This window comes from Nostoc sp. NOS(2021), from assembly GCF_017115025.1.
Lineage (GTDB): Bacteria > Cyanobacteriota > Cyanobacteriia > Cyanobacteriales > Nostocaceae > Nostoc.
The window spans coordinates 23,935-41,082 of sequence record NZ_JABXKM010000126.1 but is presented as its reverse complement, the minus strand read 5'-3'; the positions used below and the strand labels follow the sequence as shown (position 1 = coordinate 41,082).

Sequence of the window (17,148 nt, the reverse complement as noted above, 5' to 3'; positions counted from 1 at the left end):
CCAACACTTCAAACATTCGTTTTCGACCTAAGTTGATGCCTAAACTGAAAAAAATTGAACCCCTACTCGGTGATGAACTGCTCAAAAAAGTTAAAGAGCTAGAGAGTGAGAGCAAGGAAGACAAAGCCAAAAAATGCGGCTACTATACCATTACCAAAAATGGTATAGAGCGCGTCAATATGATGAAGTTCTTAAATGCCCTAATTGATGCCGAAGGCATTCAGTTGGACAGTACACCCAGTGCTAATGGGCGTGGTGGACGTAGTGCTAGCTATAGAATTAGTGTGCAATCGAATGGTAACTTACTTATAGGTTCAGCTTACACAAAACAGATGAATCTTAAACCTGGAGATGAGTTTCTGATCACTTTAGGCAAAAAGCACATTCGTCTGAGACAGGTAGATCCAGAAGATCGGGAAGGTGATGAAGCCATAGAAGCCACCGCTTAATAAATGGTCATTAGTCAATTGTCCTTTGTCATTCGTGAAAACCAATGACTATAGATAGTCATTGGTCAATTGTCATTTGTCCTTTGTGAAAACCAATGACTATAAATGGTCATTAGTCAATTGTCATTTGTCCTTTGTGAAAACCAATGACTAATGACCAATACTTCTCTACGAGAGGCTGCGCCAACGGCAACCCTACTTTGACCCTTCTTTACGAGACGCTGCGCGAACGGCGCAGGCTCAGGGCAACGCGTCGCTCAGTACAAGTCAGTACAAGTGACCAATGACCAATGACCAATGACCAATGACCAATGACCAATGACCAATGACTAATGACTAATAACTATATCTGTGGTGGGTAAGACTGGTAAATAGTGGCGAAGTGCCTTCCGCGTAACTGCTAAATTGCAGGTGAATGCAATTTGCTCCCTTTCTAGTAAACCCAAAATGCGATCGGGTTTGTCTCGTGCTACCACTGGTAATTGATGCAAACCTCGAAGATTCATGCGGTCTAAAGCCTCAGATAATAGTTCATCCTGCCATGCGTAGAGGATTTCAGTAGTACAAATATCTATCAGGGTTTGACTGGATAAATCATCTGGAATTTCAGTTAGCGAATTTGGGTAAGTTTGCCAAAGAGCAAGGGCACGGTTAATATCTTCCAGAGAAAGTATACCAACTAATTGCTCTACTTCATCAATTACTAAAGCACTGCGGGCGCGATCGCGTGTCATTTCCACAGCTGCATCTAACACCCCAAGGGTTGCAGGTAACTTTTTTGGACAGGGGTACATGGCATCTTCTACCAAAATTTGCTGCACAATTTCCGCTTGTTCATCTTTCAATTCCGAAAGACCAATTTGTTGTAGGTTAGAGTTAGAGTTAAAAGTTGGTTTAATCATTTCTACTAGCCAAACACTCAAACCCACAGCTGCCATTAACGGTAAAACAATCCGATAGTCGCGGGTTAATTCAAACAGCATTAAAATAGCCGTTAACGGCGCTCTGACACTAGCAGCTAGTACTGCTGCCATTCCTACCATTGCGTAAGCTGGGGGAGCCGCCATTTGATCGCAAATAGCCGGGAATGCCACAGCCAAAATTTTGGCGTAAGCTGAACCAAAAGAAGCACCTAAAAACATTGCTGGTGCAAACAAACCGCCGATGAAACCACTACCTGCACTAATTGCAGTTATCAGTAGCTTCACCACCAACAGCACCACCAACAGGTAGAGGGGAAACTCCACATCCTGAAGCATCGCTTCAACAGTTTCATAACCCACGCCCAGAATTTGCGGGAAGTGCAAAGCAACTGCACCAATTATTACACCGCCAATAATTGGATGAATCGGCTGAGGAATTCGTCCCAAAAAGTCAAAACCTGGAACCTTCCCAGCAAAGCAAGCTTTTGCTAAACGAATTGATTGAGTATAAGCCAGAGAAACTAGGCTGGCCCCTAAACCTAAGCCAAGGTAAAGGGGTAATTCCAAAGGACTACGGACTTGGTAAGCAGGTAAATCAAAAGCAGGTTGTGTCCCCAAACCAATTTGGGCAATTAATGCTGCTACCACCGCCGCTAGCAGCACCACACTCACAGCAGAGGTAGCGAAAGATGTCGCTCCCATCACCACCTCTAGGGCAAAAAACACTCCAGCGATGGGAGCATTAAATCCAGCCGCAAGTCCAGCCGCCGCGCCAGCACCCAACAGCAAACGTTGTCGTTCTTGAGATACATTTAAGATCACAGAAAACAACATCCCAAAATTTGCACCAATTTCCACACTCGGCCCCTCTGGCCCCAAAGAAGCACCGCTCCCCAAAGAAACAGATGCGGCCAGCATCTTCGTAACTGGTCGTAGTGGTCGCCTAATCTCTGTTCCCTGAGAGGCGGCGATTAAAGATGAAAGTCCCGGGCCAAAGTCTTGAGTGCGCCAGCGCATCAAGCCAACGATTAATCCGCCAAGGGTGGGAACGCAGGCTAAAGTCCAAGCACCCCAGACGCCGATTTGACCCATTAAATTTTCCAGCATTAGCTGGTGAATCAACTGGATTAAATAGTGAAAGGTGACTACACCCATACCAGTACCACCGCCAATGAGCATGGCTAAAAACAGCACGACGGTTTCTGGGGATGGTTGAAAACGATTAATTAGGTGAGCTAAAGGAGCGGAAGGTGTAGGAAAGGCAGGTTGTTCCGTTACCTTCCTCAGTTGAGTGGGAGGCAAGAGAGTCATTGAGAGGCGGGGTAAATGTAAGAAAAAATTTAAATTTTTATCTGTTACTTCTCATTGTGAGCCATTATTTAGCAACCAGACAAGTAGACTTTATTTGCTTGATTTATAAAGCTTTAGTAAAAAATGTCATTGTGCAAAATTTTTGTGAGGAGAATGGTTAAATAGGAGACAATTATTATTTAAGGGTCAACGAGCGCTAGTGGGGTGCGAGTGGGCGCCAACGCTATTCTTTCTAGAGACAACAGAGTTTTTGTGGGCTGGGTGGACGCACCCGCAAACATTAACTAGGAGTCATCTTTGCCTAAATCTAGCTATACTCGTGTTGCGACCATTGAGCCATCCTTGGTAGTAATACAATGTATGTATGATTTATGGCTGATGTCAGACCATACTTGGAAGTCTGCTAAGTATTGATCCCAATTCAATATAGCTATTGTTATAGAGCGAGTAAATGGACTAGGCGGACGAGGTAAATGAATATACACACCTTTGATAATCATTATGTTACTTGCCCAATTTGCCAAAGAAATGCTACGCCCAAACCTGTTAAAACGCGCATGGGGTTGTTTTGCTGTCCCTATTGCCAGGAACGGCTAGTAGTTTGCCAAAGCGGTCATTATGTCCGCGATCCGTTTACTTGGAGACAATTGATGATTTCTTCGGCGCTACGTCGTCAAAGCCGACCTTTAGCGAGGATTATCAGAGATTTTGTCCTGCTGAAGCGCCCGATGATCGCCCTGGCTGTAGGAAGTGCCATTTTCTTTAGTGCGATCGCTCTGACTCAGGAAAAGACAAACTACGATCGCCAAATCTTTCCCACAACAGAGAAAGTTAATCAACCAGGAAAATCTCAGTAAATGGATTACTTTGGTATAAATCAAATTTTACTTTGATTTTTGTAATATTATAAGTAAATACTCCTGTAAAACCGTGTCTTATTCGCCCCAAATAGGACACGGTTTTACATTATGTCCGCTTAAAGGTAGCGATGATTTCTTCGTATTTTGGCAGCCAATTCACATCTGTTGCGTGGAGCAACTAATTTGAGTTATCGGGTGAACTGCAAGCCCTATTTATTGACCATCTTTTAGCTTTAATGCTCTTTTGGGAAAAGTAATCAAATTTAACCCAGGTTTGTGGTCAGGGATTTTCAACAAATAAATTATCCAATCTTGTGATATAGAGAGAAGTCCCTTGCGCTGCGCCGTACCCCTGCAAGCTTACGCATAAAGTCATCAGAACTTCTTCTATGGTCGCCGCGCAAGGGACGGAGCGTCTCGCCCGTCCGATAAACTGGCTCGGCTTCTAGCCCAACCCACAAAAAATAGTTGGATATTTTTTTTACTTGCAAGTCCCTTAATTAGGAAATCCGGATTTTTTCTTGATTACAGACTACTATTTTTAGTCGCATAAACGCATAATAGAAATGTGACTGATCTGTTCGCCCCTTTACAATCTCTCAAACAAGGTGACTGGTTCAAGCTGATCTGCGGAGCCAGCTTCCAGCATTTGCCGGCAGTCAGAAGTTTAACGTTGGCCTATACTTTGGCGGGCGCTGACTGCATAGATGTCGCAGCTGATCCAGCGGTGATTGCAGCGGCGCAAGCAGCGCTACAAGTAGCCAGAACTCTTGCTAAGGATGCCCAAAAGCGAGGATTTGGCTACAAAGGCAACTCACCCTTTTTGATGGTCAGCCTGAACGATGGAGAAGATCCCCATTTTCGGAAAGCAGAATTTAATCCTACTGAGTGTCCTACAGACTGCCCTAGACCCTGTGAACGGATTTGTCCGGCACAAGCAATCGTGTTTAACAGTATAAAAGAAGACTTTTCGGGAGTTTTATCACAAAAGTGCTATGGCTGCGGTCGTTGTATACCAGTTTGTCCATATGGTATAATTTATACAAGTTCATATATGTCAACGCCGGGAGCGATCGCGCCATTGGTAATGTCAACGGGAGTAGATGCCGTAGAAATCCATACAAAAGTGGGGCGGTTGGCAGAATTTGAGCAATTATGGCAAGCAATTTCACCGTGGGCCGATCAACTAAAGTTACTAGCCATCAGTTGTCCGGATGGCGAGGGGATGACTGACTACCTAAGAGCAGTGTATGACCTGATTGCCCCGCTCAAGAGTGCTTTAATTTGGCAAACCGACGGTCGTCCGATGAGTGGTGATATTGGCGATGGTACTACAATAGCTGCGGTGAAATTAGGGCAAAAAGTTTTGGCAGCTAAGTTACCGGGATATGTGCAGTTAGCAGGCGGCACTAATAGCTATACCGTTGCTAAGTTAAAGGCAATGGGACTACTCAAAGAGGCAGAGGGGCAGGAGGCTGGGGGCAGAGGAGAAGGATTTTTCCCCCTGCTGCCTGCTGCCTGCCCCCCCTCCTCCATTGCCGGGGTCGCCTACGGTAGCTACGCCCGTGTACTGCTGTCACCAATTCTCGAAGAGTTAGAGAATAAGGAGGTAAGTAACACCAATGTGAAGGCGAATGTTCGCCTAGAAGAAGATGACGTATTACTTTGGCAAGCTGTAGAACTTGCCCATTCTCTCGTTTCCCAGATCAAGTCACAGCAGGAGCGTTAATCGCTCGTTACGGAAAATTACCCACGGCGAGTTCTCCTGCACGCAAATGTCCTCGCTATCTCTAAAAACGTCACCATAGAAAGCATGACGATTACAGACGATCTCCAAAAGTTATTAGACATTTTGCCCGAAGACCTGCGACAAGCACTAGAGAGCCATCCCAAACGAGATAGTTTAGTAGAAGTGGTTTTAGATTTGGGTCGTCGCCCAGAGGCTCGCTTTCCCAATCAAGCTGAGTATTTGAGCGAAGTACCCGTTACTCAAGAACAGATAGATGATTGCATTCAACGAGTCGGAATCTTTGGCGGAGATAATCGGGCAGGAATTGAGCAAACTTTGCATCGGATCAGCGCCATCCGCAACCGCACGGGTAAGATTATTGGCTTGACCTGTCGCGTTGGTCGGGCGGTATTCGGAACCATTGGCATGATCCGCGATTTGGTAGAAACTGGTAAATCGATTCTCATGCTGGGGCGTCCAGGCGTGGGCAAAACTACTGCCTTACGGGAAATTGCCCGTGTTTTGGCGGATGATCTGCATAAGCGAGTGGTGATTATTGACACCTCCAACGAAATCGCTGGGGATGGTGATGTTGCCCACCCCGCCATTGGTCGCGCTCGGCGGATGCAAGTGGCTCATCCAAATCAACAGCATCAGGTGATGATTGAGGCAGTGGAAAACCATATGCCAGAAGTTATCGTCATTGATGAAATTGGCACGGAACTGGAAGCTTTAGCGGCTCGTACCATTGCGGAACGGGGTGTACAGTTGGTAGGTACTGCCCACGGGAATCAGATCGAAAATCTGATTAAAAACCCTACTCTTGCTGATTTAGTTGGGGGTATCCAAGCTGTGACACTGGGAGACGATGAAGCTAGACGGCGAGGCTCTCAAAAGACTGTTTTGGAGCGTAAAGCCCCTCCTACCTTTGAAATTGCGGTGGAAATGTTGGAACGCCAACGCTGGACAGTACACGAAAGTGTTGCTGATACAGTAGATAATCTGTTGCGGGGGCGTCAGCCTACCCCACAAACGAGAACCGTTGATGACCACGGGAAAATCGGTGTTACACGCCAGTTAGCTGTTGTCAATGGTCGTGGTGGACAGCTAGGGACGGTGGAAGAATCTTTCCCACCGGCGCGACCGTCTAATGGCTCTAATGGCTGGCGTTCATCTGGACAAATGGTAGCACTACCGCAATTGCCAGTAGAGCGGGTGACTGGACGCAGTGAGTTTGATCGTTTGCTGGATGAATCCTTCAATTATTCTGAGAGCATTGATTTGGGTGCTGCTACCAGACAGCCAGGGCCGAATGGTGAAGATTTGCCATTGCACGTTTACCCCTATGGCGTTAGCCGCCACCAACTGGAACAGGTAATTAGTGTACTAACTTTACCCGTGGTATTGACAAAAGATATAGATAGTGCTGATGCAATTTTAGCACTGCGATCGCACGTCAAAAACCACGCCAAATTACGCCAAATGGCCAAAGCCCGTCATGTACCGATCCACATGATTAAGTCCAGCACCATTCCCCAAATTACCCGTGGTTTGCGGCGGTTGCTGAACATCGACGACCCGGAGATGGCCGATGACCGAGAACTGCAACTGTTTTTGCACAATGGTAGCGATGATGAGATGGACGCCTTGGAAGAAGCTAGACTTGCTGTTGAGCAAATTGTGATTCCTAAAGGACAGCCAGTCGAGTTATTGCCGCGTTCTCCCCAAGTCCGCAAAATGCAACATGAGTTGATAGAACATTATCGCCTCAAGTCGCATAGTTTTGGCGAAGAACCAAATAGAAGATTGCGGATTTATCCAGCGTAACCTCACCCCAACCCCTCTCCGAATTGGAGAGGGGATGTCACTAAAAGACACTTAACTTAATGTCCTATAGAGAGTTTTCTTTAAGAAAAGTAAAACAAGACTTTAATCTCACCTTGGTAGAAGGTGGGCGATTTTTACCTCCTATAGAACCAATTTCACCTAGTCCCCTACTGGCTGATTTTTTAGCAGAAAGTATCCAGCTAGCAATTGCAATGGGTTCTGAGAAAGCTAGATCAGAATTGATTATCAGCCCAATATTGTTTGAAGTCAGAAAAATTCTCAACAGACAAATCAGTTTCTTTTCTGGAGAAGAATTTAATGTTGAACCAGAAGTTGGACTGGCGGGATTTTGCGACTTTCTGATTAGCCTTTCACCAGAACAGTTATTTATTGAAGCCCCAGCAGTGGTGATAGTGGAAGCCAAAAAGGAAAATCTTAAAGGTGGTTTGGGACAATGTATCGCAGAAATGATCGCCGCCCAAAGGTTTAATGCCAAATACGAAAAACCTATTGCTACTATCTACGGTAGTGTTACTAGTGGTAATTTATGGACTTTCCTCAAGTTGGAGGACAGCACTGTAACTATTGATTTAACTGAATATTTAATCCCGCCAGTAGAGCAAGTCTTAGGTATTTTGGTGTGGATGATTCAGTCACAATCAACTTAAGTTTAGGTTTCGTTGACTCACATCTTGCACCTAGCCCTAGCGATTAGAAATCGCGGCTATACAAACGAAGTCCGCCTACGCGGACTAACGCAAATCAAGGCTTTTCAACCTGCGGAGGCAGGTAAAGTCTCGTGTAGCCGCGACTTCTAGTCGCCTGGTGCAAGATATGAGTTGAGATCTGCTGTCACAGCTATCCATACCAGACTTGTCCTAACCAGGATGTCCGCTGCTGTAACTACAAATTACCTCATCGGCAATCTACGGGTACGTACAGCAGTATCTTCTATAGTCACAGCACCACCTTCCCTAAGTATTTGTTCTACTTGAGGAATTGTGTTCATGAGCCTTTTAGTAATGATATCTGTGTCAGTTAATGATAATCTCAAGGTGACTAAGCTTGGTTGATTGTAACCTCCCAAGGCTAGCAGCATAGAAAAGTCTAAATCTTGAGTTACAACAACTCTATTTTCCTGGCGGGCAAATTCTAAGATTTCCAAATCGGATGTAGTTGCAGGCAAAACATCAGAGACTCGAATAATATCCCATCCTTCCCCTTGCAACACAGCTACAGTCTGAGGTGAAATGTTCATGTCTGCTAGTAGCCTGATATCAGTCACAGGTGTTCCTCAAGCAGTTGGGACTATCTGAATTTGATCGGAAACAACCCAAGCGGCGTATTTGAGTGCCTGTTGAATATCTTCAGCTTCTAGTTCTGGATAGGCTTGTAATACCTCTGCCACGGACTTACTATTTGCTAGCATCTTGAGGATGACACTAACAGTGATTCGCATACCCCGAATTGTCGGTTGCCCCAAGCAAATATTAGGATTAAGCGTGATGCGATCAAGTTTTTCCATGTTTCTCTGCGTGCAGCTGCCTTGCAGTTCAATTATAGTGCGTACACGCGCTAATTTATCTAGTTTAACCTGACCCCTTACCCCTGTTTGAAGTGATGAAGAGGAGAATTATATCGCAATCCTAAATCACACGATCTGAGTCGAAAACCGCTACAAAATATAAATTGAGATCACAACGTCTGAGTGAGAATTTTGCTATATTTGCTACTTTGAAACATGATGCAAATAATTGAAATTTCTCCATTCCAAGCATTTCGCCGCAGTGTGGCAACAGTGATGCAGGTAGTTCCAAAGGAGCTACGCTATGTGACAATTCTGGCATTAGTGGGTGGTGCAGGCCCAGCGATCGCCATTTGGCTCAACAAGGTGATCATTGATGAAATTACCCGCTTATTGAGCATCGGGACAACGGAGAATGCGATCGCCCTGATACTTTCCCAACCACTGCTACTCTCCAGTATTGCAGGTTCCCTGCTAGTGAATTTGGTAAGTGATGCGATCGCAAACATCAATCCCTTTGTATATACTTCTCTGCGTGATCGCATTTCCGGTTTTGTCCAAGGACAGGTGATTGAAAAGATTGCCACTTTTGAAGATATTGCTCTGTTTGAAACACCCGATTTGCTCAATTTGGTGCAGTTGACCGAAAAGGGAGTGCAACGACTACCAGAGCTTTGTATGAGGCTTGTGACGATGTTAGAGGGAGTTTTTATCTTCATTCCAGCCATACTGCTTTTGGTGTCTCTTGCTTGGTGGGTACCCCTAATTTTGTTTAGCTGCATTACCCCTGTGATGTATGTGCAGATCAAATACCGTAAGCAAGTTTGGGGAGTAGAAAGAACCCAAGCGAGTGTTCTTCGTGAAATGAATTTATACAAAACGGTTTTAACCGGGGAGACATACGCCAAAGAAATACGCTTGTTTAGCTTGCAAACCTTACTATTAGAACGCTGGCACGGACTTTACCGGACTATTTTTCGGGCAATGGAACAAATCCGCCGTCGGGGGACAACAGCCGTTATTGGCTGGTCTTTATTGAGTGGTTTAGGTTTGGCGTTACCATATATATACGTAGTCCAGGGAGTGATCGGTGGAACCCATACTTTGGGGGATTTGGCGCTTTACACCGGGGTAATTTTGCAAGTGCATCGGAGTTTGGAGAATCTGATGTCTGGCGGGTCAGAGTTGTATAATATTGCACTGGCAACGACACCTATTTTCCAGCTTTTGGAGTTAGAGCCGCAGTTATCCCGTTCTCATCTAGAGTTGCAATCAAAGTCAGTAACAAAGGTATCGGGAGGAGTTAGGGAATCGGCTGTTAATAATCGGAACTTTGAAAAAAATGGGAATCATCAGCAAGTTTTATCAGGTCTAAATGCAACTGATTATGAAGCATCGCAGACAGGTATTTACATCGAAAATCTGTCGTTTAGCTATCCCAACAGCGATGTCTACGGCGGTAAACCACGCTCAATCCTGAAAAACATCAACCTGACGATTCACCCCAACGAGATGATTGTATTAGTGGGTGAGAATGGTGCTGGTAAGACTACATTAGCAAAGTTATTGTGTCGCCTCTATGATCCTAACCAAGGTGCGATTATTTGGAATGGGCAGGATTTGCGATCGCTCCCATTAGAAGATTTGCGATCGCGGATTGATGTAGTTATGCAAGATTACGCTCGCTTTCCAACTACCGTGCGGGAGAATGTTGCTTTTGGGGATTTAGCGAAAATGCAGGATGACGAGGCGATCGCTTCGGTGATCGGCGAGGCTGGTTTGGTTGGAGTAATTGAGAAGCTAGATCACGGTTTAGAAACCCTTTTAGGCAAACAGCTAGAAGGTGGTATTGATTTATCAGGGGGACAATGGCAAAGATTAGCGATCGCTCGTGCTTTGTTGCGACTGTCTCCAGCCGAACTAGTCATACTTGACGAGCCAACAGCGAACCTTGATCCGAAAACAGAACATGAGATTTACAACATTTTGCACAGCTTGGCGAAGGGGAGAATAGCCGTTGTAGTCAGCCATCGCCTCGCCTTGGCAAAACTAGCAGACCGAGTAGTAGTATTAGAACACGGTCAAATTATCGAGGTAGGCACTCATGACGAACTCATGGCACTAGGCGGACAGTATCACTTGATGTTTACTCGTCAAGCTAGTAGTTACAACTGAGTAGAGAATCGGGGGAGAGGTTAGCGATCGCAGAGGCGGCGATCAAAGCTGTGGGAGAGGCTTAAGAAGATTTTGCCCTATAGCTTCCTTCGTTCAACATTACATCTTATACTTTTCAGACTTCCTCCTCAGTAATTTCACTTTCTATATTACAAAAACTTGTAAATAAAAACCGTGTTGACTCTGAAGCCAAGAATGATGTTTCTGTTGAATTATTGAGGTATGCAAGCTAGCTATTTGCCTGTTAAAAGTATTAACAAAAAAAATGACAACTGACTTTAATCAAAATCAAACCCCAAATTCTCCTTGGAATCCTTTCCTCCCCACTAAAAGAGATATAAGCAGAACTGAAGAACTAGCACAAAAAAGCCCTATCGTTGCTGGTGTGTTAACATTTTTTCTTCCCCTTGCTTGCATGATTTATCTCAACAGAGGAGTAAATAATCTAAAAATTTTTGGATATATATTTGTCACTGCTTTTATAGTAGGTATAGTTTCATACGAAGGTAAAGCTAGTGGAAAAACGCAAGGAATAGGTAATCTAGTTGGATTATGTGGTCAAGTAGCTATAATTACCGAGAATGTCAAAGCAGTTACTCTAGCCCGTAAGCGATTAGCTTCTCAGCAGTCTTAATAATTACTAAATATTAAGTCCTGTCCCTCAGCAGAAAATTACAAACAAGCTTTTACTATTTAGTATATAAGTCTGCTACTAGACAAAAAAGCCTGCTTTTGCAGGCTCAGATATATTTCACACAAACGCGAAACACTATTCTGGTAATTTATATTGCCCAACAATACGCTTGGCAAACTCTGGAACGTGGGCTTCTAATTTCTCTGGATGATTCCGCTTCACATATAAGTAATTCCGAGTAAAGTGAGAATCAATCGAAAACCGCGCATATTCTAAACCCTTGGGGCCGATTTTTTCGATGACCACACCCATGAGTTTTGCTGCCCACATCGGTAGGGTAACGCCTTTATCGTAAGCGGGAATACTTTGCTGTACAGCTTCTTTACGGTTGCCTTTAGACATCACTGGTTGGGTGTCTAACTGGTCTTTCACCAAATCCAGCATTTCCTTACCAGTGTCATTTCTAACTACAATCCATTGCCAGCCGAAGGGTGCGCCCATGTAGCCAACAACTAAATCGGCTAGGGAGTTGACGTAATCAAAGCAACTCATACAAGATGGGGCAAAGACATCTTTGAGTTTGTTGGTCTTCAAGCCAAAGAAAGGCACAGTTTCAGATGAGCCATCCTCATGTTTGAAGTGAACCCGGAAGTCTTGCATGAATTCGTAATGCACGACTGTCTCAGGCGATCGGCTGGTGGTTTCTAAGAATTTTTGCAGTCCGGCGCGGTTAACATTATCTACGCAGGGCGTACCCAAAACATACAGCTTTTCTAAGCCAAGTTGTTTTTCTACTGCTCGTAATGCCTGAATTTGGCAACCAACACCAATCACTAATAGCCGTTTCATCCCCGATTTTTCCACCTGTTCCAATACGGAAAGGTTCGGGGAAAGTGTTGGTTTATTTACCCGTGCTGCTAGTATTTCTTCTGGAGTCCGGGCGATGATGGGCATGGGTTGAAAGCGGTCTTCTTTGGTGTTTTGCACGCAGACGACACCTTCAACTAAGCCGCGATTGAGCATTTCAATGGCAATGCTGCTAACAATACCCGTCCATTGTGCGCCTTCGATTGGTTGCTGTTTCCGCGCCGCTATCATGTCTTGGTGAACACCAAAATAGAGTTCATCAGGGTTTTCGAGATGGCGCGATCGCGTGTGCGTTTCTGTTTCAAGTTCGCCTATTTGCTGATTAATAAAAGCGCAGGCTTCCTTGACATAGTGAATATAGTATGTATCGCATAGTCCGCACTCGCTACAGAGTTCTTTAGCAGGGCGGCGGCTGGTAGGTTTGATAGCTCTGGCTTTTTTGTGCTTGCTAGAATCAACTGAGGTCATATAAATTTTTTGTTTTATTTCAGGAATCGCTTTTATTACAATACCTTCACTGGCTATGAACTTCACGATAGAAATTGAACAAGAAGAGGATGGACGCTTTTTAGCTGAAGTGATTGGTTTTTCTGGTGTACTGGCTTATGGACAGACACGAGAAGAAGCAGTTGCTAGAGTTCAAGCATTAGCTCTGCGTGTATTAGCAGATAAGCTGGAACATGGAGAAGTAACTCCAGAGCTAGTCAGCGTTTCATTTGCCGCAGCATGAGTGAGTGGTCTAGCACAAAAGCAAAGCGTGTCCTAGCTGCTTTGCTGCGTATTGGTTGGGAGATTAAACGCCAGTCAGGTTCGCATAAAATTCTGACACGCCCTGATTGGGCTGATTTTGTGTTTGCCTTTCACGATGGTCAAGAGATTGGGCCTCGGATGTTAGCAAGAATTGCCAAAGTGACAGGTTTAACACCTGAAGATTTGTGATCACAGTTTGAATTTTATCTAAATAAGCTTGGTTAATTTGAGTAGCGCTCTAACGATTTCACCTGCTCCGGCTCAGGCAGCAACAGGAAATGTGATAATTTTCAACTGTGAGTCAGGCAGTGACTGTGGAAATCTTGCGGCATTTGCTGCGGGAGTGTTTTCGGGCAGCGCGGTAACGCTGATGGCTACGGGACATGCGGCAGTTCTCGCAGGGGCTGGGACTGCGGTTGGTTCAGCCGTAGCAGGGGCAGCGATTGGAACTTTAACTGCGGTTGGATGAGCTGTAGCAGCTCCGGTATTACTTCCATTAGCCGCAACAGCAACAGTTGGCTATGTTGGATACAGCGCATGGAAAACTCTTAACCACAGTGAACCAAACCCTTGAATTTATTTGATTACAAGAGTTGTGCAAGATTAAATTTAAACTTTGCACAAGACCTCTGGGACAAATATTATTTTTAGCCCTTTGGTAAACTTATCGAAGGGCTTTTACTGTTTAAAAACCTGCCGCACCTCTTCTCTCTTCCTCAGTGTTCTCTGCGCCTCTGTGGTTCGTTTCTCCTCAATCTCCACAAATAACCATTAGAGAAACTTAAACGCGTAGGCGCAGCCCGCCTTCGGCATCGCTCTTAAATCCATCCAGAACAGAGGTGCTTGAAAGGTAGATTAGAAGCTGATTTCAGCAGATTGTCTTCCCATGACTATGATATAATTGGACGAGAGTAACTGTTCAAAATTTCAGTTAATAGTTTTTTGTAGCGAGTGAAGAATGAACATTGCTGTAAAGATTTAAGTCTTTTCTCAAAATGAATTCATACACTGAAACAGAATTCTTTGTTGGTGCTATTCCGTACCAAATGTACGTTCAATATTACCGGCCGAGTCAAGACCAAAATTCAGTTCCTATTGTGCTTTTACATGGCGCCTTTCATACAGGTACTTGCTTTGTCAAAACACCTGATAATCGCCAAGGTTGGGCAGCATATCTGGCAGAAAAAGGCTGCCCAACCTATATTGTTGACTGGCCAGGGCATGGTCGGTCGGGCTTTGTGCCAGACTTGGCTGTGATGTCATATCAACGGGTAATCAATGCTACAGTCGCGCTACTCCAACAGATTGGCCCGGCTGTGATTCTTACCCACAGTATGTCTGGTGTCGTTGGTTGGCAGACGGCACAAACTCATCCCAAACTTGTTAAAGCTATTATAGGCATTGCACCAGGGCCACCAGCCAATCTATTACCAGTTATCACAAAAAACTCTTCTTTGGCTTTTCCCGAAGACCGTCCACGTATCCAGTCGCGTGAAGATACTAAAAAGTACTTCACCAACTCAGATACTTTTCCGCAACAGGCATTTGAAAATTACTTTTGCAGTTTGGTCGCTGAGAGTGCGCGGATTAGCAACGAACGCAGAAATGTTGAAGGACGAGGGCTTTATATTTGCGACCCTCAGATACTATTTGATATTCCCATATGTGTGATTACGGGCGACCAAGACCCGCGCCATTCTCGTGAGATAGATGCAGAAACTGCAAAATACTTCCGGGGTGATTTTATTTGGCTTCCTGAAGTTGGACTCCCTGGCCACGGTCATCTGCAAATGCTTGAACACGGGAACTTAGCGATCGCTGACCTGTTTATCAATTGGCTGCATAGCAAAGGTCTATAGTTGAAGGCATGATGCAGAGAATTTTTTCAAATATTAGGACTTACGCAAAACCACACGCTGTAGGGGCAATTCATGAATTGCCCCTACCAGAAAATGACTCTTTTCGGCTATTGTTTGCGTAAGTCCTGAAATAAATAGCCAATTTCCTAGTTTGTTCCTGTTCAAAAACAAAAACCAGTGACACAAAACTCTAAAACAGGCGCAGCATTTATTGCAGGCGGAACAATAGCCGGTGCTGGTGTTTCCGCAACGGTAGGCGGGATGGGACTAGCAGGCGGATTTGGCGCTGTTGGCATTGGTACAATTCCTGTAGTCGGTGCTGGTGCTGTGGTTGGTGCAGCTGCTTATGGCGCTTTTAAAGCGATCGCAGAGGGAGATGCTGCTGCGATCGCTACAATGGGAGTTGGTGCAGTCGGCGGTGCTGGTGTTTATAGCGTCGTCGGTGGTATGGGTTTAGTTGCACCTAAAGTAGGGCTGGCATTTGGTATTGGTGCAGTACCGATGGTAGGAATTGGTTCAGTGGTGGGACTCGCCGCCTATGGTATTGCCAAACTGTTAGATGAATCTGGAATTAGGGAAACTCCAGCACAGCTTTTTGAGCGAATGGAAGAGAAAGTTTTGCTGATGGATGCCTATTCAGAAGCATTGATGGAATTAGATGCATTTTTATCTGGTGAGGATCTCAACCAAAAATTTGCTGTTTTGGAAGTCGAGGATGAGTTACGATCGCTCAAGGCTGAATTCAAGAAAAAATCAGAATTTGTTACCCCTAAACCTTCTACTCGCAATATTGAACCAGAAATAATATCTCTGACAACCCAGCTACCTGAAATCTGGAGATGTGTACGCATACTCAAGGCTCACTTAGCGGCAGTTAATGCGATCGCTATCAGTCCTGATGGTACTACCTTGATTAGTGGCAGTGATGACAGACAAGTTAATTTGTGGAACTTGAAAACAGGTAAATGGCTTTACACGTTCTCTGGACAAGCAGAGGCAGTTTTATCTGTTGCTATCAGCCCTGATGGACAGCAGATTACAAGTGGTAGTGTCGATTGCAAAATCAGCAGTTGGCAGATGGACACAAAAAAGTTTCTCTATACATTCTTTTATTTAAACTCTCCCTACAGTCATAATGGTTTTGTTAACTCAGTTGCCTACAGTCCTGATGGGGCAATTCTTGTTAGTGGTGCTGCTGATAAGACGATTAGAATTTGGGGAGGCAACACGGGAACAGTAAAACGCACCTTAAATGGACACTCAGATGCAGTTTTGTCTGTCACCATCAGTCCCGATGGTAAAATCCTTGCAAGCAGTAGCGCTGATCAAACTATTAGGCTTTGGGATGTCAAAACTTGGCAACAGCGCTATATTCTCACTGAACATTTGGGAGCAGTAAATACAGTTGCCATCAGTATTAACAGTCAAACTCTTATTAGTGGTAGCACAGATGCCACAATAAAGCTGTGGAATCTCCATACTGGAGAATTACTCAGTACTCTAGTTGGACACTCAGCGGCGGTTTTGTCTGTTGCCATCAGCCCCGATGGAAAAATCCTCGCCAGTGCCAGCAGAGACGGTATTATCAAACTTTGGAACCTAGATACTGGGGAACTACTACAAAATCTTTCTGGGCGTAATCCTGTTGCTTTCAGTGCTGATGGCAAAACGCTGGTAAGTGGCGGTAATGGTGGAAACATCAAGGTTTGGAGTCAAATGCAAAGCTTTGATAAATTTACTCTCGACTCTGTATTATCTGGGAAATGGTGGGAAGTCTTGGACGTAAATCAGAGTTATCATCCCAAAGATGTCAAACTTGCCTACCTTCGATTAGCAAGATTGTATCATCCTGATGTAAACACTTCTGCAATCGCAAAAGCCTCAATGCAAGCAATTAATCAAGCTTATAAAGAATTCCAGGAGCAGTTAAACGCTCACAAATATATTAGCTTTGATAAATAAGTTACCAACTAAATTAAACTCATAGCACAATCTCTGATGACAAGCTACTCCCATTAGGGTAAAATATATAACTCTTCAGAAGTATTTATATCTTAAATTTTTCAAGCATTTATCTTGCATATTCTGATAAAAAGTTATAAATTATTAGATTATGGGGGAAATCTGACATCTTAGTGTCAAAAACTAATCCTGCTCAAGTAAATATACTGCAACCAGTTTGAACTTCACGCAAACCCTAAACAGCACTGAAGATATGTTTTTGTTTGGTAAAGCAAAG

General features: G+C 44.4%; 16 protein-coding genes. 12 read left to right on the top strand and 4 right to left on the bottom strand.

Going from position 1 to position 17,148, the window contains the following annotated elements; all coding sequences use genetic code 11:
• Nucleotides 1–35 precede the first annotated feature (35 nt).
• Entirely contained in the window at nucleotides 36–449 is a 414-nt protein-coding gene (locus HWQ41_RS16355) for an AbrB family transcriptional regulator (protein ID WP_292764699.1), read from the top strand.
• Nucleotides 450–778: 329 nt separating this feature from the next.
• Here the strand turns inward: HWQ41_RS16355 and HWQ41_RS16350 are convergent, their stop codons facing one another.
• Nucleotides 779–2,683 carry a chloride channel protein gene (locus HWQ41_RS16350; RefSeq protein ID WP_292764696.1) on the bottom strand — a complete coding sequence of 635 codons (1,905 nt, stop codon included), beginning with the start codon at nucleotides 2,681–2,683 and terminating at the stop codon, nucleotides 779–781.
• A gap of 473 nt (nucleotides 2,684–3,156) precedes the next feature.
• On the opposite strand from HWQ41_RS16350, the gene HWQ41_RS16345 reads away from it, so the two are divergent.
• The 4 genes from HWQ41_RS16345 (at nucleotide 3,157) to HWQ41_RS16330 (ending at nucleotide 7,767) form a co-directional block, all read left to right on the top strand.
• Nucleotides 3,157–3,540, top strand: coding sequence for a hypothetical protein (locus HWQ41_RS16345; protein WP_292764694.1), 384 nt, complete (start codon nucleotides 3,157–3,159; stop codon nucleotides 3,538–3,540).
• Nucleotides 3,541–4,111: 571 nt separating this feature from the next.
• The gene (gene ldpA / locus HWQ41_RS16340) at nucleotides 4,112–5,272 is read left to right on the top strand and encodes a circadian clock protein LdpA (protein ID WP_292764691.1); all 1,161 of its coding nucleotides are present in this window, start codon (nucleotides 4,112–4,114) and stop codon (nucleotides 5,270–5,272) included.
• A gap of 84 nt (nucleotides 5,273–5,356) precedes the next feature.
• Nucleotides 5,357–7,099: a R3H domain-containing nucleic acid-binding protein gene (locus HWQ41_RS16335; protein ID WP_292764688.1), complete on the top strand. Its 1,743-nt coding sequence runs from the start codon at nucleotides 5,357–5,359 to the stop codon at nucleotides 7,097–7,099.
• Nucleotides 7,100–7,158: 59 nt separating this feature from the next.
• Nucleotides 7,159–7,767 (top strand): hypothetical protein, encoded by a 609-nt coding sequence (locus tag HWQ41_RS16330; RefSeq protein WP_292764685.1) that lies wholly within the window; start codon nucleotides 7,159–7,161, stop codon nucleotides 7,765–7,767.
• 242 nt (nucleotides 7,768–8,009) lie between these two features.
• Here the strand turns inward: HWQ41_RS16330 and HWQ41_RS16325 are convergent, their stop codons facing one another.
• A complete protein-coding gene (locus HWQ41_RS16325) occupies nucleotides 8,010–8,384 on the bottom strand; it encodes a DUF5615 family PIN-like protein (RefSeq protein WP_292764683.1) in 375 nt (124 codons plus the stop codon).
• Between the two features lie 9 nt (nucleotides 8,385–8,393).
• On the bottom strand, nucleotides 8,394–8,624 hold the full coding sequence (locus HWQ41_RS16320; protein WP_229501250.1) for a DUF433 domain-containing protein: 231 nt from the start codon (nucleotides 8,622–8,624) through the stop codon (nucleotides 8,394–8,396).
• Nucleotides 8,625–8,840: 216 nt separating this feature from the next.
• Here HWQ41_RS16320 and HWQ41_RS16315 point away from each other — a divergent pair, with 216 nt between their 5' ends.
• Together HWQ41_RS16315 and HWQ41_RS16310 are read left to right on the top strand one after the other, a co-directional pair.
• A complete protein-coding gene (locus HWQ41_RS16315; protein WP_292764678.1) occupies nucleotides 8,841–10,799 on the top strand; it encodes an ABC transporter ATP-binding protein in 1,959 nt (652 codons plus the stop codon).
• Nucleotides 10,800–11,064: 265 nt separating this feature from the next.
• Nucleotides 11,065–11,433 (top strand): hypothetical protein, encoded by a 369-nt coding sequence (locus HWQ41_RS16310; protein WP_292764676.1) that lies wholly within the window; start codon nucleotides 11,065–11,067, stop codon nucleotides 11,431–11,433.
• 135 nt (nucleotides 11,434–11,568) lie between these two features.
• On the opposite strand, the gene HWQ41_RS16305 is transcribed toward HWQ41_RS16310, so the two are convergent.
• A complete protein-coding gene (locus HWQ41_RS16305; RefSeq protein WP_292764674.1) occupies nucleotides 11,569–12,768 on the bottom strand; it encodes a Coenzyme F420 hydrogenase/dehydrogenase, beta subunit C-terminal domain in 1,200 nt (399 codons plus the stop codon).
• Nucleotides 12,769–12,823: 55 nt separating this feature from the next.
• On the opposite strand from HWQ41_RS16305, the gene HWQ41_RS16300 reads away from it, so the two are divergent.
• The 5 genes from HWQ41_RS16300 to HWQ41_RS16280 all read left to right on the top strand — a co-directional run bounded on the left by HWQ41_RS16300 (nucleotide 12,824) and on the right by HWQ41_RS16280 (nucleotide 16,871).
• Nucleotides 12,824–13,030, top strand: coding sequence for a type II toxin-antitoxin system HicB family antitoxin (locus HWQ41_RS16300; protein WP_292764672.1), 207 nt, complete (start codon nucleotides 12,824–12,826; stop codon nucleotides 13,028–13,030).
• Entirely contained in the window at nucleotides 13,027–13,239 is a 213-nt protein-coding gene (locus HWQ41_RS16295; RefSeq protein ID WP_190911600.1) for a type II toxin-antitoxin system HicA family toxin, read from the top strand. Before HWQ41_RS16300 ends, HWQ41_RS16295 begins: the two co-directional genes overlap by 4 nt.
• 37 nt (nucleotides 13,240–13,276) lie before the next feature.
• Entirely contained in the window at nucleotides 13,277–13,519 is a 243-nt protein-coding gene (locus HWQ41_RS16290; protein ID WP_292764667.1) for a hypothetical protein, read from the top strand.
• Between the two features lie 526 nt (nucleotides 13,520–14,045).
• Nucleotides 14,046–14,909, top strand: coding sequence for an alpha/beta fold hydrolase (locus HWQ41_RS16285; RefSeq protein ID WP_292764665.1), 864 nt, complete (start codon nucleotides 14,046–14,048; stop codon nucleotides 14,907–14,909).
• Between the two features lie 177 nt (nucleotides 14,910–15,086).
• Nucleotides 15,087–16,871, top strand: a complete 1,785-nt coding sequence (locus HWQ41_RS16280) for a DnaJ domain-containing protein (RefSeq protein ID WP_292764663.1) — start codon at nucleotides 15,087–15,089, stop codon at nucleotides 16,869–16,871.
• Nucleotides 16,872–17,148: the final 277 nt, after the last annotated feature.